Annotated in this window: 22 protein-coding genes and 4 pseudogenes; 9 read left to right on the top strand and 17 right to left on the bottom strand. The window is 35.2% G+C overall.

What is annotated here, in order from left to right:
• Positions 1-4: 4 nt before the first annotated feature.
• From ACEWFJ_RS10150 to hflX, 10 genes and pseudogenes are all read right to left on the bottom strand, one after another.
• A pseudogene (locus ACEWFJ_RS10150) lies at positions 5-1,113 on the bottom strand (glycosyltransferase family 1 protein).
• Positions 1,098-2,252 (bottom strand): glycosyltransferase family 4 protein, encoded by a 1,155-nt coding sequence (locus ACEWFJ_RS10145; protein WP_473691946.1) that lies wholly within the window; start codon positions 2,250-2,252, stop codon positions 1,098-1,100. Before ACEWFJ_RS10145 ends, ACEWFJ_RS10150 begins: the two are co-directional and overlap by 16 nt.
• Before the next feature lie 57 nt (positions 2,253-2,309).
• On the bottom strand, positions 2,310-4,136 hold the full coding sequence (locus tag ACEWFJ_RS10140) for a polysaccharide biosynthesis protein (protein WP_473691944.1): 1,827 nt from the start codon (positions 4,134-4,136) through the stop codon (positions 2,310-2,312).
• Between the two features lie 275 nt (positions 4,137-4,411).
• A complete protein-coding gene (locus ACEWFJ_RS10135; protein ID WP_473691942.1) occupies positions 4,412-5,074 on the bottom strand; it encodes a CpsD/CapB family tyrosine-protein kinase in 663 nt (220 codons plus the stop codon).
• Positions 5,023-5,766 (bottom strand): YveK family protein, encoded by a 744-nt coding sequence (locus ACEWFJ_RS10130; protein WP_473691940.1) that lies wholly within the window; start codon positions 5,764-5,766, stop codon positions 5,023-5,025. The genes ACEWFJ_RS10135 and ACEWFJ_RS10130 overlap by 52 nt, the downstream gene beginning before the upstream one ends.
• A 660-nt stretch (positions 5,767-6,426) precedes the next feature.
• Positions 6,427-7,901, bottom strand: a pseudogene (locus tag ACEWFJ_RS10125) (RNA-guided endonuclease InsQ/TnpB family protein).
• Between the two features lie 346 nt (positions 7,902-8,247).
• The gene (glnA, locus tag ACEWFJ_RS10120) at positions 8,248-9,582 is read right to left on the bottom strand and encodes a type I glutamate--ammonia ligase (RefSeq protein WP_429714024.1); all 1,335 of its coding nucleotides are present in this window, start codon (positions 9,580-9,582) and stop codon (positions 8,248-8,250) included.
• Between the two features lie 48 nt (positions 9,583-9,630).
• A complete protein-coding gene (locus tag ACEWFJ_RS10115) occupies positions 9,631-9,972 on the bottom strand; it encodes a MerR family transcriptional regulator (RefSeq protein ID WP_098311113.1) in 342 nt (113 codons plus the stop codon).
• Between the two features lie 221 nt (positions 9,973-10,193).
• Positions 10,194-11,464 (bottom strand): annotated as a pseudogene (locus ACEWFJ_RS10110) (methionine gamma-lyase family protein).
• Positions 11,457-12,734, bottom strand: coding sequence for a GTPase HflX (gene hflX, locus ACEWFJ_RS10105; RefSeq protein WP_473692425.1), 1,278 nt, complete (start codon positions 12,732-12,734; stop codon positions 11,457-11,459). Before hflX ends, ACEWFJ_RS10110 begins: the two are co-directional and overlap by 8 nt.
• Before the next feature lie 91 nt (positions 12,735-12,825).
• On the opposite strand from hflX, the gene ACEWFJ_RS10100 reads away from it, so the two are divergent.
• The 3 genes from ACEWFJ_RS10100 (at position 12,826) to ACEWFJ_RS10090 (ending at position 14,070) form a co-directional block, all read left to right on the top strand.
• Positions 12,826-13,458 carry a trimeric intracellular cation channel family protein gene (locus ACEWFJ_RS10100; protein WP_473691937.1) on the top strand — a complete coding sequence of 211 codons (633 nt, stop codon included), beginning with the start codon at positions 12,826-12,828 and terminating at the stop codon, positions 13,456-13,458.
• Between the two features lie 327 nt (positions 13,459-13,785).
• Positions 13,786-13,923 (top strand): hypothetical protein, encoded by a 138-nt coding sequence (locus ACEWFJ_RS10095; RefSeq protein WP_176524747.1) that lies wholly within the window; start codon positions 13,786-13,788, stop codon positions 13,921-13,923.
• Between the two features lie 12 nt (positions 13,924-13,935).
• Positions 13,936-14,070, top strand: coding sequence for a hypothetical protein (locus ACEWFJ_RS10090; protein ID WP_255258187.1), 135 nt, complete (start codon positions 13,936-13,938; stop codon positions 14,068-14,070).
• A gap of 74 nt (positions 14,071-14,144) precedes the next feature.
• Here ACEWFJ_RS10090 and spoVK read toward each other — a convergent pair whose 3' ends face one another.
• The gene (spoVK, locus tag ACEWFJ_RS10085) at positions 14,145-15,101 is read right to left on the bottom strand and encodes a stage V sporulation protein K (RefSeq protein ID WP_473691934.1); all 957 of its coding nucleotides are present in this window, start codon (positions 15,099-15,101) and stop codon (positions 14,145-14,147) included.
• Between the two features lie 118 nt (positions 15,102-15,219).
• Here spoVK and ACEWFJ_RS10080 point away from each other — a divergent pair.
• Together ACEWFJ_RS10080 and ACEWFJ_RS10075 are read left to right on the top strand one after the other, a co-directional pair.
• A pseudogene (locus ACEWFJ_RS10080) lies at positions 15,220-16,181 on the top strand (tyrosine-type recombinase/integrase).
• 114 nt (positions 16,182-16,295) lie between these two features.
• Positions 16,296-17,078 carry a collagen-like repeat preface domain-containing protein gene (locus ACEWFJ_RS10075; protein WP_473691932.1) on the top strand — a complete coding sequence of 261 codons (783 nt, stop codon included), beginning with the start codon at positions 16,296-16,298 and terminating at the stop codon, positions 17,076-17,078.
• A gap of 375 nt (positions 17,079-17,453) precedes the next feature.
• On the opposite strand, the gene hfq is transcribed toward ACEWFJ_RS10075, so the two are convergent.
• Together hfq and miaA are read right to left on the bottom strand one after the other, a co-directional pair.
• Positions 17,454-17,678 (bottom strand): RNA chaperone Hfq, encoded by a 225-nt coding sequence (gene hfq / locus ACEWFJ_RS10070; protein ID WP_000813896.1) that lies wholly within the window; start codon positions 17,676-17,678, stop codon positions 17,454-17,456.
• A 25-nt stretch (positions 17,679-17,703) separates the two neighbouring features.
• Complete coding sequence (miaA, locus tag ACEWFJ_RS10065; RefSeq protein WP_473691908.1) at positions 17,704-18,654, bottom strand: tRNA (adenosine(37)-N6)-dimethylallyltransferase MiaA; 951 nt, start codon at positions 18,652-18,654, stop codon at positions 17,704-17,706.
• Positions 18,655-18,847: 193 nt separating this feature from the next.
• Here miaA and ACEWFJ_RS10060 point away from each other — a divergent pair, with 193 nt between their 5' ends.
• Positions 18,848-19,090, top strand: coding sequence for a hypothetical protein (locus tag ACEWFJ_RS10060; RefSeq protein ID WP_230575832.1), 243 nt, complete (start codon positions 18,848-18,850; stop codon positions 19,088-19,090).
• A gap of 310 nt (positions 19,091-19,400) precedes the next feature.
• On the opposite strand, the gene ACEWFJ_RS10055 is transcribed toward ACEWFJ_RS10060, so the two are convergent.
• From ACEWFJ_RS10055 to ACEWFJ_RS10045, 3 genes are all read right to left on the bottom strand, one after another.
• Positions 19,401-20,564, bottom strand: coding sequence for an iron-containing alcohol dehydrogenase (locus ACEWFJ_RS10055; protein ID WP_473691906.1), 1,164 nt, complete (start codon positions 20,562-20,564; stop codon positions 19,401-19,403).
• Positions 20,565-20,678: 114 nt separating this feature from the next.
• A complete protein-coding gene (locus ACEWFJ_RS10050; RefSeq protein WP_429720384.1) occupies positions 20,679-21,218 on the bottom strand; it encodes a DUF420 domain-containing protein in 540 nt (179 codons plus the stop codon).
• A 444-nt stretch (positions 21,219-21,662) separates the two neighbouring features.
• Positions 21,663-21,956 carry a hypothetical protein gene (locus ACEWFJ_RS10045; RefSeq protein WP_473691904.1) on the bottom strand — a complete coding sequence of 98 codons (294 nt, stop codon included), beginning with the start codon at positions 21,954-21,956 and terminating at the stop codon, positions 21,663-21,665.
• A 475-nt stretch (positions 21,957-22,431) separates the two neighbouring features.
• Here ACEWFJ_RS10045 and ACEWFJ_RS10040 point away from each other — a divergent pair, with 475 nt between their 5' ends.
• Together ACEWFJ_RS10040 and ACEWFJ_RS10035 are read left to right on the top strand one after the other, a co-directional pair.
• Positions 22,432-22,986: a bifunctional transcriptional activator/DNA repair enzyme AdaA gene (locus ACEWFJ_RS10040; RefSeq protein WP_473692423.1), complete on the top strand. Its 555-nt coding sequence runs from the start codon at positions 22,432-22,434 to the stop codon at positions 22,984-22,986.
• 1 nt (position 22,987) lies between these two features.
• Positions 22,988-23,500, top strand: coding sequence for a methylated-DNA--[protein]-cysteine S-methyltransferase (locus ACEWFJ_RS10035; RefSeq protein WP_473691902.1), 513 nt, complete (start codon positions 22,988-22,990; stop codon positions 23,498-23,500).
• A gap of 268 nt (positions 23,501-23,768) precedes the next feature.
• Here ACEWFJ_RS10035 and pdxR read toward each other — a convergent pair whose 3' ends face one another.
• Complete coding sequence (pdxR, locus tag ACEWFJ_RS10030; protein WP_473692421.1) at positions 23,769-25,160, bottom strand: MocR-like pyridoxine biosynthesis transcription factor PdxR; 1,392 nt, start codon at positions 25,158-25,160, stop codon at positions 23,769-23,771.
• 110 nt (positions 25,161-25,270) lie between these two features.
• On the opposite strand from pdxR, the gene ACEWFJ_RS10025 reads away from it, so the two are divergent.
• Positions 25,271-26,176: a DMT family transporter gene (locus ACEWFJ_RS10025; protein ID WP_336480803.1), complete on the top strand. Its 906-nt coding sequence runs from the start codon at positions 25,271-25,273 to the stop codon at positions 26,174-26,176.
• Positions 26,177-26,221: the final 45 nt, after the last annotated feature.

The following is a 26,221-nucleotide window of genomic DNA, read 5'->3' as shown; positions in this document are numbered from 1 at the left end:
TAATTCACCTCGACACTGCTAAATAAAAATCTTGCGTTAATCCCGCAGTATTTTTTATATCGTACCCTTTTTTAGATAATGCTTGATCTGATATATCCCTTGGTAAATTTCTAACTGATATACTGCTTAATTTTTCTATCCATATCTTTTTGTCAGTCAGAGGGAAATGTTCAACTAAATTCATTCCCATATCAACTTCCTGTGTAATAGCATCCGATATCATACAAGGTAATCCAGCTCCTTGTGCCTCTATAAGAGTAACCGGCAATCCCTCATGAATAGACGGGAATACAAACACATCAAATGCCTGAAGTAGCTTTTCTACATCGCTTCGTATCCCAAGAAACTTTACATTGTTCCCTAAGTTCAATTCTTCTACTTTTTTTCAATCTCTAAGCGAAGTGGACCATCTCCCGCTAATAGAAGAATAGAGTCCGGCTTCAACTTGATTAATTGCGCAAATATGTCTATAAGAAAAGAATGATTTTTTTGATGCGCGAATCTTCCGACATGTCCAACTACAAAAGTATCTTGATGGAGGTGTAGTTCCTCTCTTACTTCTTTTCTAATTTCTGGAGAAAACGCAAATTTATCACATGCAATGCCATTCTTTAAGATTTTGGCTGTATCTGCTTTAGTTGCGAATAACCAATGGGCAGCGGCATTTGAGCATGCTAGCAAATGTGTTGCACATGATAAAATAAATTTCCCTCCGTACCATTTATACATTTTGGCTGCAATACCACCCTCGCTGCTCGTATTATGACTGTGAGCAATTCGAATTGGTATACTTGCTTTTCTGGCTGAACGAAGTACAAACCCACTCATTTTATCCATGTGCGAGTGCACAATCCTATATTCTTGATGAGATACAAAGAAGGTGTCTAAAGCTTTCATGTATCCCGTATGCCCCACATCTGTAATATATGGAATTCTATGGACTTTTCCGCCCAGCTCTACTATTTCTTCATCGAACACGCCTTCTTTACAGGTCAGAAAATCGAATTGAACTTTAGATCGATCTAAATTTCGATATAAATTCATAATTAGAGTTTCAGCACCGCCTCGATTCATATTCACAACTACGTGTAATATCCTTAATGGACAGCCCACTTTAACTCCTCCGTTTCACCTGTGAACATAGCATAAAGGTCTTTCTTTTCTTCTAACACTTCATTAATGGCATATTTATTTTCAATCATAATACGCCCGGTATTCCCAAACTGAATACTCAAATTGGGATTTTGAGCAAGGTATTTTATCTTATCGGACATCTCATCTAGATTGTTATGACTTATGATCCAACCATTTTCATTATTGAGAATAAGTTCCCTATGTCCTCTATTATCAGTAGCTATAACTGGAAGGCCGCAAGCCATGGCCTCCATAATATTAACTGGTAAACCTTCACGCAGACTAGATGCAACAGCAAGATCACACATTGGTAATAATGAAGCAATATCAGTTCGATAACCGAGGAAATGAACCATCTCGGCAACTCCTAACTGAACAGCTAGTGTCTTACAACTTTCCATTAATAGGCCATTCCCTGCAAGTAAAAGCTTTGCATTTGGAACTTCATTTTTTATTAAAGCTAACGAATGAATCAACAATTGCTGATTTTTATTTTTGTTAAATTCTGCAGCATAAAACATTAAAAAATCGTCTGGCTTATAACCAAGTTGCATCTTCATATTGCGTTTATGCACTTCTTTTACCGGTCTAAATTGCTCTATATCGACCCCTACCCCATGAACGTGCTCAATGCACATTGCTTTAAAGCGATGATCCACGGCAAGATTGTAATCTTCTTTATTGATTGTTATGAGACAATCTGTATAAGGAGCTAGTCCTTTTTCAATTGGATAATATACAAGCCAGTTTATGAGCGGGGCACCCTTACAAAAATGAAATCCATGTGCTGTATATATGACTTTTGTTCCTTGTTTTCTCGCTTTTCTTGCAGCTAAGCGGGCAAGTACTCCTCCCATAGGTGTATGACAATGAATGATGCTGTACTTATTTTTATTGATGATTGATGCAAGCTCCTTGTATGCATGAAAGTTTTGGAGTTTAAAAGGTGATCTTTGGATAGGAATGTCATATTTTTCATCTACATACGGAAGCTCTATATTGCCGTTTGCAGCAACATGTACCTCCCAGCCCTGCTCTGTAAACCATTTCATATATGGCAAATGAAATGCTTTGAAATGATAGTCTACTGTTGCACAAAACAACACTTTCTTAGACACTTAGATCACACACCCATTCAACTATATTTTCAATTAAGGTACAGTTTTCACAGTCATTTAACCAGAGATAGATATTGGTATTTTTGAGATATCATGATTATTAGCTAAATATAGTAGCTTTGTTCGCAATTCCTCTTTATCCCATTCAGAGTAAGTAGAAATGACTTTTTCAATTTCTTCTATATAAATATTAGTTTCCTTTCCTACATAAATTCTCGGATAAATTTGTTGTTCATTGATTTCATCATCTTTTAACAACTCTTCAAAAAGTTTTTCCCCTGGCCTCATTCCAGTAAATTCTATTTCAATTTCTTCAATAGAGTTTCCTGATAGTTTGATTAAATTTTTGGCAAGATCGACAATTTTTACTGGTTCTCCCATATCTAATACAAAAATTTCTCCGCCCTTAGCTAAAGCTCCAGCTTGTATAACAAGCCTTGATGCTTCTGGAATAGTCATGAAGTAACGAACCATATCTGGATGAGTAACTGTAACTGGTCCGCCTTTTTGAATTTGTTTTTTAAATAGCGGAATTACACTGCCTCGACTTCCTAATACATTGCCAAAACGAACAGCAACAAACTTTGTACGGCTCGTTTTATCTTTCTGTTGAATAATCATTTCAGCCAGCCTTTTCGTTGCTCCCATGACACTAGTTGGATTCACTGCTTTATCAGAAGAAATCATGACAAACGTCTCTACATCATGCCAGCTTGCTGCTTCTGCAATATTCATCGTGCCAATTAAATTGTTTTTTACAGCTTCTTCTGGATTATGTTCCATTAACGGTACATGTTTATGGGCAGCAGCATGATAGACAACATGCGGACGATATTTCTTCATCACCGACATCATCTTCTTATTATCTTGTATATCTGCAATTTCTGAAATAAATGTAATCTTCGCGTTACCATATAACTCTTTCAATTCCATTTCAATGGAGTAAATACTGTTTTCGCCATGGCCTAATAAAATTAATTGCTTTGGATTAAATTTTGCAACTTGTCTACAAATTTCTGAACCGATTGAACCACCGGCACCAGTCACTAAAATAACTTTGTCGGTTATGTATTCTGAAATGCTATTCATATCTAATTCAACCGGATCTCGTCCTAGCAAATCCTCTACTTGAACATCACGGAATTCATTAACTGAAACTTTTCCTGTTACTAAATCTTCTAGCATAGGAAGAATTTGAGTTTTCGCTTTCGTCTTTGAACACTCTTTAAAAATGGAGTTCAAGCTTTTTTTACTTAGCGAAGGAATTGCTATTATAATACTCTCGATATTTAGCTCTTGAACAGCACGCTCAATTTGATTCACTCCACCGATTACTGGAATCCCTAGAATATCAAGATTATGTTTTTTCACATTATCATCAATAAATGCAACGGGTAATAATTCTGTATCATTGTTCTTTAACAATTGTCTTGTTATCATTGTTCCTGCAGAACCAGCGCCAATAATTAAGGTTCTCTTTTTTGTATCATCCTTTTTAAAATACGCATCTCTATACATCCGCCAAACAAAACGTGATCCGCCAATTAATAAAATATGCATCATCCAAGTTACAACAAGCAAACGAAAGTAAATCTTATGTATCATTACTTGTTGCACAAAAGCTGTAGTGATAATAGAAAATGTAATAGCTTTAAAAATAATTAATAATTCCCCTATACTTGCATATTCCCATGCCTTTTTATACAACTTGTAAATGAACGCAAAAAAATGATGGCTAAGTAGTAAAGTTATAGAACTAATTACTGACGATAATGTAATAACATGGAAACTGGCATTTACAAAAAAATAACTAAAGAAAATTGCACTTAATACAATGAACGAATCCACTAAAAGCAATAACGATAGCCTCTGCTGATATGTCATAAACCTTCCCCCGTTTTCAATCATTACTTTTAAAAAAATTAAAGCTTTTAACTACGAGGTCTTTTCAAAAACTCATAGCTAAAAGCTTTAATCTAATAAAATTCGGGCATCTAACCCGCCCTCACATCACACTCTTGATGACTAGCATCTAAGGTTTATCCAACCCACAGCATGATCGAGTGCCTCCATTGATACTGGTAAGGAGACATTACCACATTCCTTTTATAAATAACATTTATGTTCTTTATAAAGAACGGAATAGTCCGAAATAATCCTTATACCTTATTGTTTAAAATAGTCCCCACTAATTTTCCTCTTGCGAATCCTAATATTCTTTTAGATTCCACTGCATCCTCATTCACAGTATGATTATATCCTATTACTAATACTACCCCGTCACTCCGGCCAGCTAAAATGCTGGTATCTGTTACTTCTAAAATTGGCGGAGAGTCAAATAATATGATGTCATATTGCTCCATTGCTTTTTGAATTAAAGTCTCCATTGCTGCTGAACTAAGCAGCTCAGCTGGATTAAACGGTACTGGACCGCTTGTTAGCACACAGAGCCTTCCAATTCCTGTTTGCACTACAGCCCCTTCCATTGTTGTTTTGCCACTCAAGACATTTGTCAGTCCAATCGTGTTTTCAAGCTGGAATATTTTATGTATTGTTGGCTTCCGTAAATCAGCATCAATTACCAATACTTTTTCACCTTGTTGAGCTATGGACACAGCAAGATTAGCCGTAATAGTTGATTTTCCTTCGCCAAATCTTGGAGAGGTAATAACGATGGTCTTATCCTTAGTGGCAAAAGATGAAAACTGAAGATTCGTACGAATCGTACGATAATCTTCAGCAATTTTGGAATTGGGCGCAGCATAAGTAACTAGGCTTTCTTCCTTGATGTTGTCTCTTTTTCTTCTACTTTTGTAAACCAATTCTTGCTCCCCCTTAATAAGGATACAGATCCTTTTTTGCTATATTTGTCTACTATGTTTTTCTTATTCATTTTAGAAATACTTCCTAAAGTAGGGATATCTAATAATTTTTCGATAGCTCGCTCCGATTTAATCCTATCATCCAAAGAATCTAGTAAAAAAATGAAGCCGATACTTAATACCAAACCAACAAAGAAGGCAATCATTATCGTATTGGTATGATTTATGTTTATTGGTACAGAATTTTTCAATGCTGTTGCTTCAGATAAGATGCTAACGTTATTAAAATTTAATATACTTGCAGCCTCTTGTTTATAAACAGCTGCTGTAGAATTCGCAATTTTAGCTGCAAGTTTGGAATCCGTATCAACCACAGTAATTTTTACTATTTGCGAGTTTTGTACACTTTCAGTACTTATTTGTCCACTCAACGCGCTTGCCGATCTGTTAATGTTCAATTCCGCAGCTACTTTCTCCATCACAACTGGTTCATTTATCATTACTTTAAGCGTGTTCACAGTGTCATTATTTGCTGGAATGAGTATTCTTGCAGAAGATGCGTATAATGGGGTTTTAAAGAAAATACTGTAAGCTGCTCCTACCAATGTAATGGTGAGTGTAAGTACAACCATAATCCATAGTCGTCTTCTTATAACAGCAAATAAATTTTTAAGGTTTATTTCCTTCTCCATAGTTTCCCCCGCAAAATTTTTTTATAAATATACTAAGCACTACTTATCGATTTTAGAATATCCAAACTACTCCACCCTATAAAAACATTTTTATTCAGATATTTTAGAAAAATGTTGAAAAACTTTTCATACACAAGAACATCACTTCATCGAATGAAACACAATATGTTCTATTTAAAATAGATTTTAGTTCTTTATATAGAACAAGTCAATATAAATTATTCTGCAAATTCTTTCTTTTCTCCTCATAATATATCATTTTCTATTTTATTATCCTACCATTTTTTACCGAAAAGTTGAGAAACTTTATTTCCTACCTAATTCTTCTCCTAAATCTTCTAATAATCCTCTGTATTTACCCTCTACAAATATAGATTTTTTGTAAAGTTTTTAAAAACATTAAATTAGCAATATAAAGTAAAACTTCCGTCAGTAGGAGATTGTTTTCATCCCGACTCAGGAAAAGTTCTCATCAGTCAGGCTCTTACAGGTAATTATCTCCCATCTATCTGTTTTGTTTTCTCAGAATCTTGAGGCGGGATCTCACTGTCTGTGAATAACAGGATAAATAAGATGAATCATCAAAAATTTATACATTATGGAGCTAATGAATACTCCCCACTTAGCGGAGCTGGAAGTGGGGGTTTCTAACGTTTCGACCTAACGGAGGATTAACGTTAGTGGAGTTAACACACTGGTGAGCTGTTTCACACCTAACCCCTCTATCCCGTTTGTCCATGCATTCGGGAATGCTTTTCGTAAAATATTAGCCACAGCGTTTACGTCTGCATTAATGCAGATTCCCTTCGCAGAACGATACATACCACGCTTGATTCGTTTTCCTGAAAAAGTTGCATGCTTGTCATTTGTTCTATACGTTGGAATGAAGTCAAGCTCCAAAAACTTGCTTTGGATGTATACGATTCTTCGATTACAATCACTTCGATACCTACTTTTTTTGCTTTATATGTAATCATTCGAATCAATACACTGTGTGGGATATGACAAAACGTTTGGTTCTGTTTCTTTCCCATATCCTTTTCTTGTTTCCAATTTTTGTTCTGACCAACTACGATTTTGCAAATTCTTTCTTCCTGTGCTCGTTTTACAATCTCATGACTTGCCTTATGAAAAAGATCTTTGATTTTCAAATAACGTTTTTGATGAAGTTTTTCTAATCTTTTCGAAGTATAAGGTCCTTCGTTTGTTTGTTTCCCTTGTCGAAGAATACTTGTAAAATCACTCTTTAATTTGTTGTAGAATTGATTGATGCTTTTGATCTGCTTGCCCTTCACAAGAACAGGTTTCATACCTGTGTTTGTGACAATAGTTGCAAGGTTATCAATGCCTAAATCAATTCCCATATAACGTCCATTCTCTTCAACGGATGGTATTTTGGAAGGAGCATCTACCACCAATTCCACTACATATGCATGATATTTAGGAATCACACGAACTTGTTTCAGTTTGCCTTTGGCACAACCTAATTTCCCAATATTTAATTGGCATTTTGTCTTTGGAAATTTTAAAAAGGTATGATGTTTAATGACACAGTCTTGGTTTGTATACAGCACCTCTTTTTCCACAGAACGAATATATTTAGGAATTCTCGGTTTTCCTGTATATTTGTTTGGATTTTGTTGATAATCTCGTAAGCTTGCAAAAAAGGAATGCCAGTTTTGAAATACAGTTTTCATGATGGATTGACTGGATTGTGCAGGTAAAGAACGATAATCTTTTTGAAGCATAGCTTTAAACAAGGCATCTAGAAAATAATAATCTACATGAGGATTTTCTTTCGTAGGTTTGGAAAACAAATTGCATTTGATTTCTTTCTGTTTTTCTTTCGGTTTCATCTTCTCTTTTGCTAATTTCTTTCGATAGGCAAGAAGCTGCGTATCATTCATCTTTTCGATATATTGATCTATAATATCCAACACTTCTTTTTGTAGGGGCTGTAACTCTTTTTCTTGTGTCAGTCCTGTATACACCTGACGTATATAAAAGTTGGTCGTATTGTACATATTCTTGGCATTCTGACAAGATTCTTGAAAGTAAGCATACATACGATGTCCTTTTTTAATCCAAATTTGAAATGTTTGATAGTTGAATTGTTGTTCCTGATTCTTTTTCATCTTTTCACCTCCTTCTTAAGAAGATTATACCAAGAAGGAACATACGTTTCTATAATTTCTGAAAATAAGATACACTTTTTCGATTCACCTCGCCACCTTCACATACGTTTAGAGGTGGGAGTCCTCTCGAAAGGTATAATAGAATTACTCTTTCTACTAAATGAATATTTTCTAATTTAGATATAAATTCAAGGCCTTTTGTTATAGTTCAAACTGTACTACGATGTAGGGTCTACAAAAGACAATTTATGATGAAGATGTCCCAAAGAATCTTTCTATTTTTGATTAAGGCAGTTATAAAAACAAAAAAAACCTCAACACGTTATGTGTCAAGGGTTTGAAACTCTTAGTAAAGAGTCATATATTGATCGCGTTCCCATTGGTGAACTTGTGTGCGGAACATATCCCACTCAATTTCTTTTGCTTCGATGAAATGCTCAAGTAAATGTTCACCTAATGCACCGCAAATAATTTCATTTGATTTTAATTCATTTAGTGCTTGTGCTAATGTAGCTGGTAAGTCAATGATACCTGCTTGTTCACGTTCTTCTGGTGTCATCACATAAATATTGCGATCTACTGCAGGTGGTACCGCTAGTTTATTTTTAATTCCATCAAGACCTGCTGCTAATAATACAGCCATTGCTAAATATGCGTTTGCAGCTGGATCAACGCTACGTACTTCTACACGTGTACTTACACCGCGAGATGCAGGGATACGGATTAATGGGCTGCGGTTTTGCGCAGACCATGCTACGTAACAAGGTGCTTCATATCCAGGTACTAAACGTTTATAAGAGTTTACAGTTGGGTTTGTTACCGCTGTAAAGCTTGATGCGTGTTTCAAAATACCTGCGATGAAGTGACGAGCATCGTCGCTTAATTGTAAATCACCGTTTTGATCATAGAATACGTTCTCACCATTTTTGAATAGTGATAAGTTACAGTGCATACCAGAGCCGTTTACACCAAATAGCGGTTTCGGCATGAATGTTGCGTGTAAACCATGTTTACGCGCGATTGTTTTTACAACAAGTTTAAATGTTTGGATATCGTCACACGCTTTAATTGCACTTGCATATTTGAAGTCAATTTCGTGTTGTCCTGGTGCAACTTCATGGTGAGATGCTTCGATTTCAAAGCCCATTTCTTCAAGTTCAAGAACGATATCACGACGGCAGTTTTCTCCTAAATCCATCGGTGCAAGGTCGAAGTATCCACCGTTATCATTTAATTCTAATGTTGGATTTCCTTTTTCATCAACTTTGAATAAGAAGAATTCTGGTTCTGGTCCAAGATTGAAATCAGTAAATCCTAATTCTTCCATCTCTTTTAGCATACGTTTTAAGTTGTTACGTGGATCACCATCAAACGGTGTACCATCTGCATTGTAAATGTCACAAATTAGTCGCGCTACTTTTCCTTTTTCAGCAGTCCATGGGAATACTACCCATGTATCTAGGTCTGGATATAAGTACATGTCAGATTCTTCAATACGAACAAATCCTTCAATAGACGATCCGTCAAACATCATTTTGTTATCTAGAGCTTTTGTTAACTGACTAACTGGAATTTCTACGTTTTTAATACTTCCTAAAAGATCCGTAAATTGTAGACGGATATACTTTACATTCTCTTCTTTCGCCAAGCGGAAAATATCTTCTTTTGTGTACTTTGCCATTTTAAATTCCTCCTTAGTCCCTCTAAACATTTTCGAAATTATCAATCATTAATGAAAAAACCTTGAAATATCACCTTGTCGTAAAGACGTTCGATTAAATCTGCCTGTATGTTGCAGTTCATCTCGAAGAATTTTACGAAGCTCAGATTTCGAAATTTCTTTCACTTCTTCTCTTACTTGTATTACTTCTGATTGATTTTCCTTCATTTGTAGTACTTGCTTAATACCAGCCATGTTTAAACCTTGATCTAACAAATCTTTAATCTCTAACAATTTATCTACGTCGTTAAATGAAAATAATCTACGATTTCCTTTTGTACGGGTTGGGGAAATCAATTTATGTTCTTCATAATAACGAATTTGACGCGCAGATAATTGTGTTAAATCCATAACTATACTTATTGGAAACAGCGGGGCAGAACGTCGATCATGTTGTGTCACTTCAGTTCCTCCTTCGCCTTAACTTGATTCTCATTTTATATCATGTTATGTATCCTGTCAACAGATGTTAGTTTTTCTTACATGATTTTTTAAAAATTTTTTCACACTTATTAAAATGTCTCAATTACCTACTTATATACAAAAAAGCTACCAAAATTGGCAGCTTTCATTTAAGAAATTACTAATAGATTTTTTTCAATAAGCGCATCAATAGCAGAACAAATCGCAATCTTCACATGCGAATACGTTAAGCCCCCTGTACATACGCAACATAAGGCGGACGAATTGGACCATCTGCTGATAATTCAATACTGGCACCTTGAATAAATGTACCTGCAGCCATAATCACATCATCTTCATATCCAGGCATATAATTCGGATACGGCGTAAAATGCGAATTGATTGGTGAAGCATATTGAATTGCTTGGCAAAATGCAATCATGCGTTCTTTATCATCAAATTGAACAGATTGTATTAAATCTGTTCGCGGTGCATTCCAAGTTGGCGATGTATTCATACCAAGCTGTTCTAAAAAGGCCGCTGTAAAGATTGCACCTTTTAATGCTTGACCAGCAACATGAGGCGCTAAGAAAAATCCTTGATACATCTCTTGCAAACTATATAAAGATGCACCAGCTTCTGCGCCGATACCTGGAGATGTTAAACGATATGCACATGCTTCTACATATTGCTCTTTCCCAACAATATAACCGCCCGTTTTCACGATGCCGCCACCTGGATTTTTAATAAGTGAACCCGCCATTAAATCTGCTCCGACATGACACGGTTCAAGCTCTTCTACAAATTCTCCGTAACAGTTGTCAACGAACACAACGACATCCGGCTTAATTTCTTTTACAAATGCAATCATTTCTTTAATTTCGGCAATTGTAAATGACGGGCGAGTTGCATATCCCTTCGAACGCTGAATACCAATCATTTTTGTATTTTCATGAATCGCCGCTTGCACTGCAGCAAAATCAACACGGCCCTCTTCTGTTAAATCAACCGCCTGGTAACCGATGTTATACTCTTTAAATGAGCCAACACCTTTCCCGCGAACACCAACAATTTCTTCTAATGTATCATACGGCTTCCCAGTTATATATAACAATTCGTCACCAGGGCGTAAAATCCCAAACAACGCTGTAGAGATTGCGTGAGTTCCAGAAATAATTTGCGGTCGTACAAGACCTGCTTCTGCCCCGAACACATCAGCATACACTTTTTCTAACGTATCACGACCGATATCATCATAGCCGTACCCTGTTGTCGGAATAAAGTGTGAGTCACTAATTTTATGACTACGAAAACTTTCTAACACACGAAATTGATTACTTTCAATTACTTCATCAATGCGTCTATGTATGTCTGCAATTTGCATTTCAACTTCTTTTACAATTGGAGCAATCTTTTCCCCATTCTTCAATCGATTAAACATCTTCTTTCTCTTCTCCTTTTCTTGCTGAATATCTATTGATTTGTCCGTTTAGCGGAGAATGAGCAAAAATATACCCTGTACATTCGTATACTTGCTTCTCCTCTTGAAACGTCATTTCTGTTAATACTGTTTCTGTTCTTAAAAGCGTCAACAATCTGCCTTCACTTACCGGAATCATTAATTCATATGAATCCATCCGCTTCATCATTTCTATTTCTACAACTTTTTTTAATTTCTCTAAATCCGCCGCATCAAAAGCACTCGTCATAATAAAATCATTCTTTGGGAATGGGATGAAGTTCGGATGTAACTTATCTTTTTTATTGTACACTGTAATTATTGGAATGTGGTCAAACTCAAGATCTTGCAGTAATTTTTTCACTGTCTCCTCATGCCCGATGTAATTTGAATCAGCTGAATCAATAACATGCAAAATAACATCTGCTTCATTTACTTCTTCTAGCGTGGAACGAAACGCTGCAACTAACGATGTTGGTAAATCTTGAATAAATCCAACTGTATCTGTTAATAAGACTGTATATCCACACGGCAACTGCATTTTACGCGTCGTCGGATCAAGTGTTGCAAACAATAAATCTTCCTCGAATGTATCAGCCGCCGTTAATCTGTTAAACAACGTAGATTTCCCAGCGTTTGTGTATCCAACTAAAGAAACCTGAAAGACTTGATTTTCTTTACGACGTTCACGATATCTCTTGCGGTGCTCTACCACACCAGAAAGCTGCCTTTTAATCTCATCGATACGAGAACGAATATGACGACGATCCGTTTCTAACTTCGTTTCCCCTGGACCTCTTGTACCAATACCGCCACCAAGACGAGATAAAGCTTGTCCTTGTCCCACAAGACGAGGCAACGCATATTGAAGCTGCGCAAGTTCCACTTGTAATTTACCTTCTCTTGATTTCGCGCGCTGAGCAAAAATATCTAATATAAGCTGTGTACGATCAATGACTCTCGCATCTAACTGTGCTGATAAATTTCGAATTTGGCTCGGTGTTAATTCATTATTAAAAATAACAACATCTGGTTCTAGTTCTTCTGCAAGCAGAGAAAGTTCTTCTAACTTCCCCTTCCCAACATACGTTGCCGGATGAAACTTAGAACGCTTTTGCATCGTTGAAACCAACACTTCTGCTTGTGCTGTTTTCGCCAATGATGCTAATTCTTCCATCGAGTGTTCAAAACGTTCATCATCATCTTGCGGCAATTGACAGCCAACTAGTATCACTTTTTCTTTTTCTTCTATCAAATATGCTCACTCATCCTTTTCGAAAATTAAACCTTCTAATATAATAGCAGAGTAAGAACATTTCATCTAGTTAGTGAGGGAGAATTTCATGGCATGGGATTTATTTAGCATCGTTGGTACAATTGCCTTCGCTTTAAGCGGAGCAATCATCGCGATGGAAGAAGAATACGATATTTTTGGGGTTTATATTTTAGGAATGGCAACTGCATTCGGGGGAGGAGCACTGCGTAATTTATTAATCGGTTATCCAATTGATGCGTTTTGGAAACAAGATATGTTATTTGAAATTGCAATTTTATCAATGACTATTATATTTTTATTCCCGAATAAACTTATCAAACATTGGAAACGCTGGGAAAATATCACTGATGCAATCGGTTTATCCGCTTTCGCAATTCAAGGTGCATTATATGCACAAAAACTAAACTTACCAATCAGTGCAACGATTGTTGCAGCTGTGTTAACAGGAATTGGCGGCGGTATTATCCGTGATTTATTGGCACGTCGTAAACCGCTCGTACTACGAGCTGAGGTTTATGCATTTTGGACGATTTTAGCTGGTTTTTTAATTGGAGCTAAAATCGTTACGAGTGACTGGGCATTATACGCTTTATTCGTTCTTATCGTATGTTTCCGTATGATTTCTATTCATTACAAATGGCATCTGCCACATCGCAGTGTAGAAAAGATAGAACATTTCAATGATAAAGTGAAACTTTAATCAGTTGGGATAATATTCCATTTAACACTAATCATTAATTGAACCAATCAGGCACATATCAGAAGTTATCTCCACCTGTCTTCTTTATTTTCTTTGACCCTTAAGGTGGAGGTCTTACTGCCCGTTAATGCGGGATAAATAACAAATCAACCCTTTACTTCTGTAAAGGGTTTTTCTATTCGCCTTTGCTCTAACCAGAGATGAAATCTTAATTAAAAGTGCTGACCATCAATAGTGACAAAAAAATGCCACTAATAGAAGTTGTACTTTATTGCATGTTTTTTGTACCTATCCGTAAATACTATTTCTTAAAGAGAGGTGAGATAAATGACAAAACACGTAAATAAAGGTGCACAAAGAAGTTCCGTAGATCAATCTGGACATGATTTAAATTCAGCTTACGAAAAAAGCAAAAAAATGGAGAAATATCATAGAGAGTACCAACAAAAAGTCAAAGAAGAATAGGAGTGATATAAGATGGCAAAAGGAAATAACAAAAGCAACCGAGGACAACACAGTAGCGTTAACCCACAAGGAATTGCATCAGATGTAGCAGATCAAAGCCCAAAAAGTAAATTAGAACAACGCGCAAAAACAAAGAATACAAAATAAAACACGAAGCGTTACGCTTCGTGTTTTATTTTAAGCAATTTATCCTGCTACTTTTAAGCAGTAAAAATTTCACTTTATAAACCGTGTATTTCTTCTTCAAGTGTTAAATCACTACTTGAAATCGAAATTAAATCATATTTATCATACGCTTCTTCCTGAAGTAATCTCATTGCTTGTGTACGAATGGACTTTTCCACAATATTACGAACATAACGCCCGTTGCTAAAAGAAGTAATATGCGATGAATATTTTACCGCATTTAAATGATCACGAAGATTCCACTCTGCCTCTTTTGATAATTGATACTCCCGTTCATCGTACATACGTTTTCCGATTTCTAATAATTGATTGACCGTGTAATCAGAAAATTCAATAATGAAGGGGAAACGGGATTGTAGCCCCGGATTTAGTGATAGAAAATGGTTCATCTCACGTGAGTACCCTGCTAAAATAAGTACAAAAGCATGCTGCTTATCTTCCATATGTTTAACGAGCGTATCAATCGCTTCTTTTCCAAAATCTTTTTCACCGCCACGCGCAAGCGAATAGGCTTCATCAATAAACAAAATCCCGCCCATTGCTTTCCGAATAAGATCACGTGTTTTTTGTGCAGTATGCCCAATATATTCACCAACTAAGTCCGCCCGTTCCGCTTCAACTAAATGCCCTTTTGATAAAACATTCATTTCAAACAATAATTTCCCAATCATTCTAGCAACAGTTGTTTTCCCCGTTCCTGGATTACCTTTAAATAACATATGAAGGACTTGTTTCTCTGATTTCAACCCCATTTCTTGCCGTTTTTTATTTACATAAATCCATGCATAAATTTCCTTTATAATTTTTTTTATTTCCTGCATTCCAACAAGCTTGCTCATTTCTTCTTCAATCCGTTGTAACATTTCATGTTTTGTAACAGTTTCGTTTGAAAGATTTGGCTTTTGTTCTGGCGAAGAAACAGAAACTTTCTTTCGGTGATTTAGCACAATGTTAATTTGATTATTATTTTTCTTTCGCATCGACTGTTCCATACAATCACCTCACCTTTATCATTTCACTGACGATTATTGTCAAAATTTGCGCTTTCCCAAGAAATAAACTTTTTCTGAAAATTTTGGTATAATGTAAGAAAACTAGGGTGGTGGGACTATGACAACAAAAGAACTTGATGATACAGTACAAGCTTTCTCTGCTTATTTATTCAACAAGGGTCGGAAGCCTTCAACTATTAAGCGATACGTCTATGACATTGAAGATTTTGTTCATTGGTTACAAAAGAACAAAAAAATTTCTTCTAATAATATATGGGGGACTCTTTGTACAAAAGACTATGAAGATTATTTTTCAGACTTAAAAATGAAACGTCATTACTCCGAAAAAACAATGCACCGTGTTTATATTGTGTTAAATCGACTGTATGATTTTTTAAACCTACCTAGCCCACTAAAAAATATGGAACTTGTTATACAGCCAGATCGAGCATTGCGAGATGAAGATTTTATTTCAACACAAGAAGAACAGCGTTTAAAATATATTTTAACTTCTTTAGAAGGGCTTTCAGACAAACAACGTCCTGTACGCCCGTTACTCATGGATCGAAACGTATGTATTATTATGATGTTGCTTGATTACGGTTTATCACTACAAGAGCTCGTTTCACTAAATATGCATCACGTTCATTTTGAAAATAATACATTATCTATTCCAGCTGTATCCGGAATAGAACGAATCATTACATTAACAGAAGAAGATAAAAAAAGTTATATCATTACTACAAGAAAATTCCCGAACCAGTACGTCCAAAATACCATAGCACAGATCCATTATTTGTAGCTTTTGATTTTAACCGAAATACATTCCGCTGGGTATACGAAAATGACGCTCCAAAAGCATTAACAGAAATTGCTGTACAAAAAATGATTCGGCTTGAAGTAGCACGCGCCGGGCTGCGAAAAGGAATTTCTGGTCAACATTTACGAAATACATTTATTTTACGCCTCATCCAAAACCATGTTCCAGAACAAGAAATTATGAAGCGAATTGGTTTTAAATCAAAGATTTCATTAAAAAGATATTATAACTATGCAAAGCAAAAAGAAAACGCCTCATAATAGGCGTTTTTGTTATTTTTCATAGAAACTGCTCGTTCTCCTATTCCTTTTTATATGCTACTTGCATCTACTATGATAGGTTTTTCACTATCACAATTAGGAAGGAGACTTTCAATGTCTTATTTTAAAGCCAATCAGAAAAAAATCTCAAAACCTTATTTTCCAAAACAATCCGACCGACTTCCAGCTGTTCATTACACCCCTGCTCCAGAATCGTACGGCAACCTTTTTTCAAAAACACTAAATGACTTAACTGCTATAATTCCAACTGCATTTTCGAACCCATCACAATCTAACACGAAGAAACTTATAAACATATTAGAAATACTAAAAGGGGGGCTGAAACGTTTAAACTTAACACTTACACAGCAAGAAACTGGCATTGCGATTGTCGAAAATTTAATTACCATTTTGAACGAGAAACCTTTTGCAGCAAATACAGTATATATTGAATTACAAAATTTACTCAACTTTTCACTGCATATTACAAAATTATCTATGATGAATCATCATGGATTCGAAAATATCATTGAGCAAACAGAAGAATTACAAATAACTTTACTACAAATTACGCCAATCGGAATGAATGGCCAATTTCAAGGTAACCATGAACTTCTAGACGAACTCAACCTTCAGGGCAAACTCGAACTTTTAGACGAACAGGAACTTTCAGAAGGACTCGAACTTTTAGACGAACAGGAACTTTCAGAAGAACTCGAACTTTTAGACGAACAGGAACTTTCAGAAGAACTCGAACTTTTAGACGAACAGGAACTTTCAGAAGAACTCGAACTTTCAGAAGAACTCGAATTGTTAGAAGAACTCGAACTTTTAGACGAACAGGAACTTTCAGAAGAACTCGGACTTCAGAATGGACTCGAACTTTTAGGAAAATAAGGGTATGAAGATAAGAAACTTCGAAGGAACGAGGACCAACAGGATCTAATTCCTCAACATCGACCTGTATAATAAAAGCCAACACCTTTACAATCTGTAAAGCCGGCTCAAAATATCCATTTCAACATAAAGTGAAACTTCCATCCGTAGGGGATGAAGCCCCACTACTGATGGTTAGTTGAACCAATCGGGCTTTTACGGACGGGATAAATTTCCAATCAAAAAGATCCATTCCCAATCATCGAAATAGATGACACAACAGCTAGACTCTCTATCTTATGTATCCATTAAAAGATTTCGCATTAGGATTCCTGTATATTTTGAGCATAAAAAAAGAGCGAATGATTCGCTCTTTTTGCTATGTACAATTCTTTACTATTCTAATTCGATTGAAACGTTCTTTTGTGGAACAAATGTAGAAATTGCATGCTTATAAATAAGCTGTTGCTTACCTTCCGTTTCCAACAGTACAGTAAAATTATCGAAGCCTTTAATTAGACCACGAAGTTGGAAACCATTTAATAAGTACAGCGTGACAAACGTATTCTCTTTACGGAGTTGGTTTAAAAATTGATCTTGAATATTGATTGATTGCTTCATGTCGAATCCTCCTCTTTTTCTCTACTTACTTATTATTCGACTTAAGTTGTTGCTTTCCTTCTATATACTCTAAAATTTCTATGTTTTTTTCACCGCTTGTAACGTCAAACCAATTAACATCCATTTTATTACGGAACCAAGTTAACTGCCGTTTTGCATAGCGACGTGAATTTGTTTTCAAAGCCATCACAGCTTCTTCTAACGAAGTTTTCCCTTCAAAATACTCATACAGTTCTTTATAACCAATCGCTTGAATAGACTGACAATTACGAACTCCATCTTCATACAAACGCTCAACTTCAGCTAATAAACCTTGCTCCATCATAATATCTACACGTAAATTAATGCGACTATATAATAAATCTCGATCCATTGTTAAACCAATTAAAGCAACATCATATAGCAACTCATTTTCCTGTTGTTCTAATTGATCGCTCATCGTCTTCCCTGTTGTATGAAAAATTTCTAAAGCACGAATGACACGTCTCACATTGTTTGGATGAATACGCTTTGCACTTATCGGATCAACCTCTTCTAGCTTCCTATGTATATACTCTACACCATATTCCTCCGCCTCTTGTTCTAGCTGTTTACGGTACACATGATCTCCCGGCTCATCAGAGAACTGGTAATCATACAACACAGATTGTATATATAAACCTGTTCCACCAACAATAATAGGTAGTTTACCACGTTTTGTAATATCTGCTATATGACCGCGCACAAGTTCTTGAAACTCAGCAACAGAAAATGGATCTTCTGGATTTTTTATATCAATCATATAATGCGGGATTCCATCCATTTCTTCTTCCGTAACTTTCGCCGTACCTATATCCATATTACGATAGATCTGCATTGAATCGCCACTAATAATTTCTCCATTTAACGCTTTTGCCAGTTCAATGCTAAGCTTTGTCTTTCCAACTGCAGTTGGTCCAATAATAACAATAACTTTGTCCCGTTTTTCTTCTCCCATACACTTCAACTCTCTTTATTTAAAGTTATCCATCTGATTATTATACCCAATCTTACCAATTTTAACAGTCAAAATGCAAGTTATCCTATTACGGTAATTGAAATTATATACACTTGTTAAAAATATTATCTATTTTGCATGTTTTGTCCAATCACTTCATATACATGTTAAAAATGAAAACGGAGATGGTACTATGAAAGTTGGACAAGCTACTATTGATTTTCGCTCGTTACTAGAAGATTTAATTTTAGCAACAGCAACAAAAGAAAAAAATTGCTCTCAGGAAGAATTATACTTTGCACTAAGTTGTTTACTGCGTTCGTTTCATCCAATACTTACAAGTGAAGAAACAGATATAAAAACGACCGAATATATACAAACACAGTTTTACACCGCATATAACATCTTGACAGGCCGAACGATATATCCATTCTAAATAATCTTCCAGCTTGATCTAATTGTTTAAGAATTCGTCTACGACTGTTTTTAAGAGGCTTTTAGGTTCATCCTGTACTTTTCTGCCACTTCAGACCCATAACTTATTCAACAAAAGGTTTCTCTACGCTAATTTCCATTTTTTCATCCATCTTTAATTTGATATTAATGAATCTTCATTATTAGGCTATTTCTATTACAATAAGCGCTTCCTTAATAGTTGTCAGTGTGCTTTCTACCAACGCAAATATATCCTGGTGGGAAAATTAACAAACAAAAAACACCTCTCAAAAGAAGTGTTTTTTGTTTGTTTATAACGATGCATGATAAATATCTAAAACATCCTGCTTGTTCAACTTTTTAAACTGTCCAAACTCACCGTATACCATTGCTTTTTCAGCCATGACATCAATTTGATCTTCACCAATCTCGTAATCCGCTAGACGCGCTGGCGCTCCGATTGATGTCCAAAATTGACGCAATGCTTCAATTCCTTCTAATGCTATATCAACATCAGTTTTACCTTCTGTTTGAACATGAAATACTCGAATCGCAAATTGTTTAAAACGATCTACGTTTTCATGTAAAACATGTTTCATCCAATTTGGGAATAAAATTGCTAAGCCGCCGCCATGCGGAATATCATGCACCGCCGAAACAGCATGCTCAATATTATGCGTTGCCCAGTCTCCGCGTACACCCATCGCTAAAATACCATTTAACGCCATTGTACCGCAATATAAAATAGTCTCACGGTGCTCATAACTTTCTAAATCGTGCAGTAACTTCGGCGCTGTCTCAATAACCGTTTGTAAAATGGACTCACAGTATCGATCTTGCAGCACCGTATTAGTACCTTGGTGAAAATATTGCTCTAGTACGTGCGACATAATATCAACGATACCGTAAATTGTTTGATTACGCGGTACAGAGATTGTGTGATTCGGATCTAAAATAGAAAATTGCGGGAATGTCACTGGACTACCCCAGCCATACTTTTCGTTTGTTTCCCAATTTGTAATAACAGACCCTGCATTCATTTCAGAACCTGTTGCCGCAAGAGTTAACACTGTCCCAAAAGGCAATGCTTCTGTTGCAATAACTTTTTTCGTAACAAGATCCCATGCATCTCCATCATATTTGCTGCCAGCCGCAATAGCTTTTGTACAGTCTATTACACTGCCACCACCCACAGCTAATATAAACTCGATATCATTTTCTTTACAAATTTGAATACCTTTATGTACTGTTGATAAACGTGGATTGGGTTCGACACCACTTAACTCAAAAATTTCTGCATTCATTTCTTTTAGCATAGATATCACGTTATCATAAGTTCCATTTTGTTTAATACTTCCACCACCATATACGAGTAAAACTTTTTTCCCATACTGTGGCACCTCTGTTTTCAATTGCTCTAATTGACCTTTTCCAAAAATAAGCTTTGTTGGATTACGAAACACAAAGTTTTGCATACTTTTCATCCTTCCTTAAAAAAAGTAACTATACTTTTATATATCATATATTTAGCTTTTTACAAAAATATTTGCTTATACAAAAAAGAATCTCAGTTAAAACTGAGACTCTTTTTAATAATAAGGTGAAATCATTAAGTATACAATAACACCAGAAAGACTTACATATAACCAAATCGGCATCGTCCAACGTACAATTTTACGATGGCGAGTCAATTGATTTGTAAATCCGAATACTAAAGAAAATAATGCAAGCGGTACAATAATAGCAGCAAGGAAAATATGTGTAATTAAAATAAAGAAATATACATATTTAATGATTCCTTCTCCGCCAAAATGCGTTGCTGGTGCTAAATAATGATACGTTAAATACGAAACACAAAATAACAATGTTGTTGTAAATGCTGCAAGAATAAATCCCTTATGTAGATTTACATTCTTTTTAATAATTGAAAACAATGCTGCGATTAAAAACACAAATGTAAAGCTATTAAAAATCGCATTTAACATCGGCAAAATTTTTACATCAAAATGTACTTCTCCTTTGTAACCAATCGGTCCAAAAAATAAGAACAAAATAATTGCATTGACGACCACAGAAAGCGTTATTACAACAGGAGCATAGCTCTTCTGTTTAACAGAACGATCAGTCAAATTGTTCACTCCCTTATTCTTCTTAAAGTATATAGTAACTTCATTATTTTAACATATTATCAACAGTGTAAATGTGACAAATGTTTGAAATAATTATATAAAGTGAAATGTTCATCAATCAAACGAATACAAGTAGTTATCTTCACCTATATTTTTCGTTTTCTCAAACCCTTAAGACAAGGGACCTACTATCTACAAATGCAGGATAAAAATAAAAAATCCTCCTCAAGTCTTTTACCACTTAAGAAGGATTGTATCGTTTCACACTAAAAATTTCAAATTATAATGTCTTTTTTAGTTTTTATTTAAAAACATATCGCTATATGCTTGAAACATCTCAATTACTTGGAAGCTTATAAGAGAAATTGCTGTTAATGAAAAGAATCCAATTAATAGAAAACGAATCCACATACGAATCTCCTCCTTTTATCATTCATTTAAAATCTAAATGACAAATCGGATTACAGTGGTCGTCTCCTTCTTTTTCTTTACAACAGCAGTAATGTAACGGATAAAGAAAATAATGATTAAAGGGAAATATACATGTTTTATATTGGTCTGCTTTAGTGATATCTTCCCTTGTACGTCGGATGGGGACGTTAAAGAAAACTCAGCGCCATTCATTCGCGCATATAAAAGGACGAATTGAATACATAATAAAATACTTACAATTGAAATGATATCTTCCCAATCAGTTGTACTCAAAAAATTATATACATCTAGCACATATTCCTCCAACGTTACCCCTCCCTTCCTTTTTCACTATTTTCCTCGTGTTCATATAAAAAGTCAAGAAAAATTTTTTATATACACTGTGATAATAGGGGTTACATATAATGGTATTCCCTAGTCGCTTGAACTCCACTTAGTCAATATTGAAATTCATTTCCTTCACTTCCCTTATTACACATAGTATCTTTTAACCCCTCATCAAATAAGAGTGATTATTAATTAAATATAAGCCTAGAATACAATTATTTTAAGAATAATTTTAAAATTCAAATAAAGGTCCCTATCATTTATACACCTTTTTTCTTTGCATAACATTTATAAAATTTTATATTTCATCTTTGTAATCTTGCTCTTACATTCATAAATCCGTACATACGTACCCCATTCAGGATATACTGATTTCAGAGGTGGTTATATGAAAAGCGAAAGATCAACACGCCATGAAAATATTCAAAAAGAAACACCTAAGTATCAAGATTTAATGACAGATGAAAGATGGCAAGCGATTGTACACAATAATTCATCATATGATGACAAATTTTATTACGCTGTAAAAACAACAGGTATTTTTTGTCGCCCGTCTTGCAAGTCTCGCGTACCTAACAGAAACAATGTACGAATCTTTCTTAATGCACAGCAAGCTCTCTCAGAAAAATTTCGTCCTTGTAAACGATGTAAGCCAAATAGACTAAGGCTACCTGAAGAAGACTGGATAGAGCAAATTACGGAATACATTGATAACCATTACTGCGAAAAATTAACGCTTACAATACTAGCAAATACGTGTCACGGTAGCCCTTATCATTTACAGCGCACATTTAAGAAGATTAAAGGAATAACTCCAATTGAATATATACAACAAACACGTATTTCCAAAGCTATGCAACACCTTGTTCATACGAATCATACACTTAAGGAAATCAGTTTTGCTGTAGGTATATCGAATACTACACATTTTGCAACCCTATTTAAAAAGAAAACAGGATATACACCTACAGATTATCGAAGAATGAATCGCACAAAAGAGGTGAAATAAAATGACATCAAAAACAAATCAAACAATCTATTGGACATCATTTGTTTATGGAAAATGGAGTATGTATATTGCAGCGACATCAAAAGGACTATGTTATATAGGCTCTCAAAATCAATCTTTTGAAGAGTTATCAAATTGGGTTAATAAACGATTACCGCAATATACTTTGGTACAAAACGACCAAAAATCACAGCCATATGTTGATGAATTAATAGAGTATTTTAAGGGACAACGCAAGGCTTTTTCATGTCCTGTTCATATTATCGGAACACCATTCCAATTAACAGTTTGGAACGCATTATGTGACATTCCTTATGGACAAACTTATTCATATTCGGATATTGCAGAGTTAATCCAAAAACCAAAATCAGTACGTGCAGTAGGTACCGCAATCGGAACTAATCCCGTTTTAATTGTAATTCCTTGTCACCGCGTCATTGGAAAGAATGGAAATTTAACTGGATTTAGAGGTGGCTTAGAAATGAAGAAGCAGCTACTAATGCTTGAAAAGTAAATGAAAAATGATAAAAATACCAATAAAAGAGATACCCGTATTATATAAGTGTAAAAACCCGAATATTTTCAAATTTGTATTAGGGGTCTCGCCACATGCCTATCAACCTAACAGAACAGGTTGTCTCAAAACGATAAAAATGAACTTCGGTGCTATAAAAAACACAAAATTTTCGTTTAGGGGGTACTTTAAAATCTTAGCTTGATAGCGATGTGGTGCTACCCCTAATAGGAAAAACGAAAAAACTTTTTTAGGGAAAAAATCAAGATTACAACCAAATTTTTGCTAGTTGAGATACTCCTTTTATTATCTTTTCTTCACATAAATTACCCAATCCAAGTTGAATATGCGGATATTGTGGTACATATTTCGAGAAATATTTTGAGCAAGGATAAACTGCAATTCCGTGTTCATATGCCCTTTCAATTAGCATTTTTTCACTCATTTTTGTTTTAACTTCAATAATAACGAAAATTCCGGAGCTACCACCTTTTATTTCAACATAATTCTTAAAGTGTTTTAGTAATTCCCTATTCAATAGATTCATTTTACGTTTATACAAAGCTTTCATCTTCCTTAAGTGTGAGTACCAATATCCTTCATTCATAAAGGTCGCCAGTGTTCTCTGATGAATAGATGAGGATGTTTGCTCAAGCAAAGGGAGTATCTTTTTATATTCACTTACTAGCCTCCTAGGCAAAACCATATAACTGACACGGATAGAAGGTAGCAGTGCTTTTGAAAAAGTCCCTAAATAAACCACCCTATCATTAGAATCTAAACTTTGAAGAGACGGTATAGGTTGATGGATGTATCGAAATTCACTATCGTAATCATCCTCAATAATATATCCTTCCACCCTTTTTGCCCATTGAATTAACTTTAATCTTTCATTGACGGGGATAGTTACTCCATATGGAAAGTGGTGAGTAGGAGTGACATATAAAAGTCTAGAAGGCGACTTTAAAAGGCGATCGACTTGGATGCCTTGTTCTTTTACCGGGATTGGATCAATGATAAATGACTGAAGAGCAAATAGTTCCCTTGCCACATTATATCCAGGGTCTTCTACTGCCAGATAATGATAGTCTTGCTTTAGCAACAGCGACAAAAGTAATAACAAGTGTTGTGTGCTACTGCCAATAATAATCTGTTCAGCAGAAGTATTAACCCCTCTTGATTGAAACAAGTAATCTGCTAGTACCTTTCTTAATTTAATATCGCCTTGTTTTTCTCCGTATGAAAACATGCTAGAGTCTTTAACGATTTTGTTTGTAAGCATTCTCCATTTTTTCAAAGGGAAGTTCTCTTGATCCACTGTCCCAATCTTAAAGTCAATAGTTTTTATGTCAGTTTGATTTTTTTCATGATGCTGTTCTCTAATGGGTTCATAATTAAGCGTCTCATCCGATATAGTTGCCTCTACAAAAAATCCCTTTTTGTTCTCACTTCGAATATATCCTTCCGATTGCAATTGTTCATAGGCTACCTGAGTTGTGTTTCTGCTGACCTCTAATTGGAGAGCAAGTTGTCTAATCGATGGCAACTTTGTATTCCTTTCTAATTTACCAGATAAAATCTGAGTACGTATGTATTGATAAACTTGTTGGTACATAGGAGTGTTACTTTCTCGATTGATATTAAATATTAGTTCATTCATCATTGAAATACCTCATCTGTCATTTGTGTTTATTGTAAACTGTACCTTTTAGAAATGACAGTATAAATGAATAATGAATTTAGAAAAAATTTTGATCTGGGAGATAACTTATGACAATATTTATGTACATATTTTGTTTGATTGTATGGGGACTCAACTTTATAGCAGTAAAAATTCAAGGAACTCCTGTCAGCTTGGAATTATCCTTAACTTATCGTTTAGTTATGACAGCCTTTTTATTTTTGATTCTTGTTTGGTTCCTTCAACCAAGAGGGAGGCCAACAAGAAAAGATATCCCATTTGTAATAGTTTTTGGTGTATGTAACTTTGCATTAAGCTACTTATGCCTTTATTACGCCACAATTTTGAGTTCTGCAGCAATCGTAACATTAGTTTTTTCATTAAAGGTGATTTTGACCCCGATTACTCTCCGGATTTTTTTAAAAGAAAAGTTACATTCACGCGTTTTGTTTGGGGGGATTTTGGGTGTATTAGGCGTATGTATTCTCATCTATCCGAATTTGAACAACTTTCAGGGGTCCAATGACATAAAAGGAATTATGGTTGCGATCTTAGGTACGCTTCTTACAGCAGTAGGTGATGCCAGCTCAGCACGAAATGCAAGTCACAAGGTGAATCCTATCTATGCAAATGCCATTGGATTTACAGTGGGCAGTATATTGATGGGAGTAATTGTATTATTTCAAGGACAAGAATTTATATTTCCAACATCGTTTTCATACTTATCTGTGTTGCTATATTTAACTCTGGTTGCTTCATTTGTAGCATGGTTATTCTATTTGAAGCTTGTAGAAAAAATTGGAGGAGCTCAAAGTGGCTATATGGTTGCACTTTTCCCGGTAATTGGAGGAATAGCTTCCGTTTTAATCGGTGAGTCAGATCCATCATTGTATTTGTTTGCTGGTTGCTTTTCTAGCTGTATTGGCGCTGCCATCGCATTAGGGTTTGGAACTCGGAAGCAAAATGCGAAATTACCTCTAAAAAGAGCTAATTAAGAAGGAATAAGTCTTGTGAACTTGAAAATAGAGCTCATTTATTTG

The sequence above is a fragment of the Bacillus sp. EA-CB0995 genome (genome assembly GCF_055814245.1).
This window is presented reverse-complemented; position numbering and strand designations above follow the sequence as displayed.

What these genes read in the sequence shown, in the direction of transcription:
- ACEWFJ_RS10140 (WP_473691944.1), bottom strand. Translation starts at nt 4,136, where the DNA reads ATGACATATCAGCAGAGGCTATCGTTATTGCTTTTAGTGGATTCGTTC.
- spoVK (WP_473691934.1), bottom strand. Translation starts at nt 15,101, where the DNA reads ATGGAACAGTCGATGCGAAAGAAAAATAATAATCAAATTAACATTGTG.
- glnA (WP_429714024.1), bottom strand. Translation starts at nt 9,582, where the DNA reads ATGGCAAAGTACACAAAAGAAGATATTTTCCGCTTGGCGAAAGAAGAG.
- ACEWFJ_RS10115 (WP_098311113.1), bottom strand. Translation starts at nt 9,972, where the DNA reads ATGGATTTAACACAATTATCTGCGCGTCAAATTCGTTATTATGAAGAA.
- ACEWFJ_RS10035 (WP_473691902.1), top strand. Translation starts at nt 22,988, where the DNA reads ATGACATCAAAAACAAATCAAACAATCTATTGGACATCATTTGTTTAT.
- ACEWFJ_RS10075 (WP_473691932.1), top strand. Translation starts at nt 16,296, where the DNA reads ATGTCTTATTTTAAAGCCAATCAGAAAAAAATCTCAAAACCTTATTTT.
- ACEWFJ_RS10090 (WP_255258187.1), top strand. Translation starts at nt 13,936, where the DNA reads ATGGCAAAAGGAAATAACAAAAGCAACCGAGGACAACACAGTAGCGTT.
- ACEWFJ_RS10095 (WP_176524747.1), top strand. Translation starts at nt 13,786, where the DNA reads ATGACAAAACACGTAAATAAAGGTGCACAAAGAAGTTCCGTAGATCAA.
- ACEWFJ_RS10025 (WP_336480803.1), top strand. Translation starts at nt 25,271, where the DNA reads ATGACAATATTTATGTACATATTTTGTTTGATTGTATGGGGACTCAAC.
- pdxR (WP_473692421.1), bottom strand. Translation starts at nt 25,160, where the DNA reads ATGAATGAACTAATATTTAATATCAATCGAGAAAGTAACACTCCTATG.
- ACEWFJ_RS10130 (WP_473691940.1), bottom strand. Translation starts at nt 5,766, where the DNA reads ATGGAGAAGGAAATAAACCTTAAAAATTTATTTGCTGTTATAAGAAGA.
- ACEWFJ_RS10100 (WP_473691937.1), top strand. Translation starts at nt 12,826, where the DNA reads ATGGCATGGGATTTATTTAGCATCGTTGGTACAATTGCCTTCGCTTTA.
- miaA (WP_473691908.1), bottom strand. Translation starts at nt 18,654, where the DNA reads ATGGGAGAAGAAAAACGGGACAAAGTTATTGTTATTATTGGACCAACT.
- ACEWFJ_RS10060 (WP_230575832.1), top strand. Translation starts at nt 18,848, where the DNA reads ATGAAAGTTGGACAAGCTACTATTGATTTTCGCTCGTTACTAGAAGAT.
- ACEWFJ_RS10055 (WP_473691906.1), bottom strand. Translation starts at nt 20,564, where the DNA reads ATGCAAAACTTTGTGTTTCGTAATCCAACAAAGCTTATTTTTGGAAAA.
- hfq (WP_000813896.1), bottom strand. Translation starts at nt 17,678, where the DNA reads ATGAAGCAATCAATCAATATTCAAGATCAATTTTTAAACCAACTCCGT.
- ACEWFJ_RS10040 (WP_473692423.1), top strand. Translation starts at nt 22,432, where the DNA reads ATGACAGATGAAAGATGGCAAGCGATTGTACACAATAATTCATCATAT.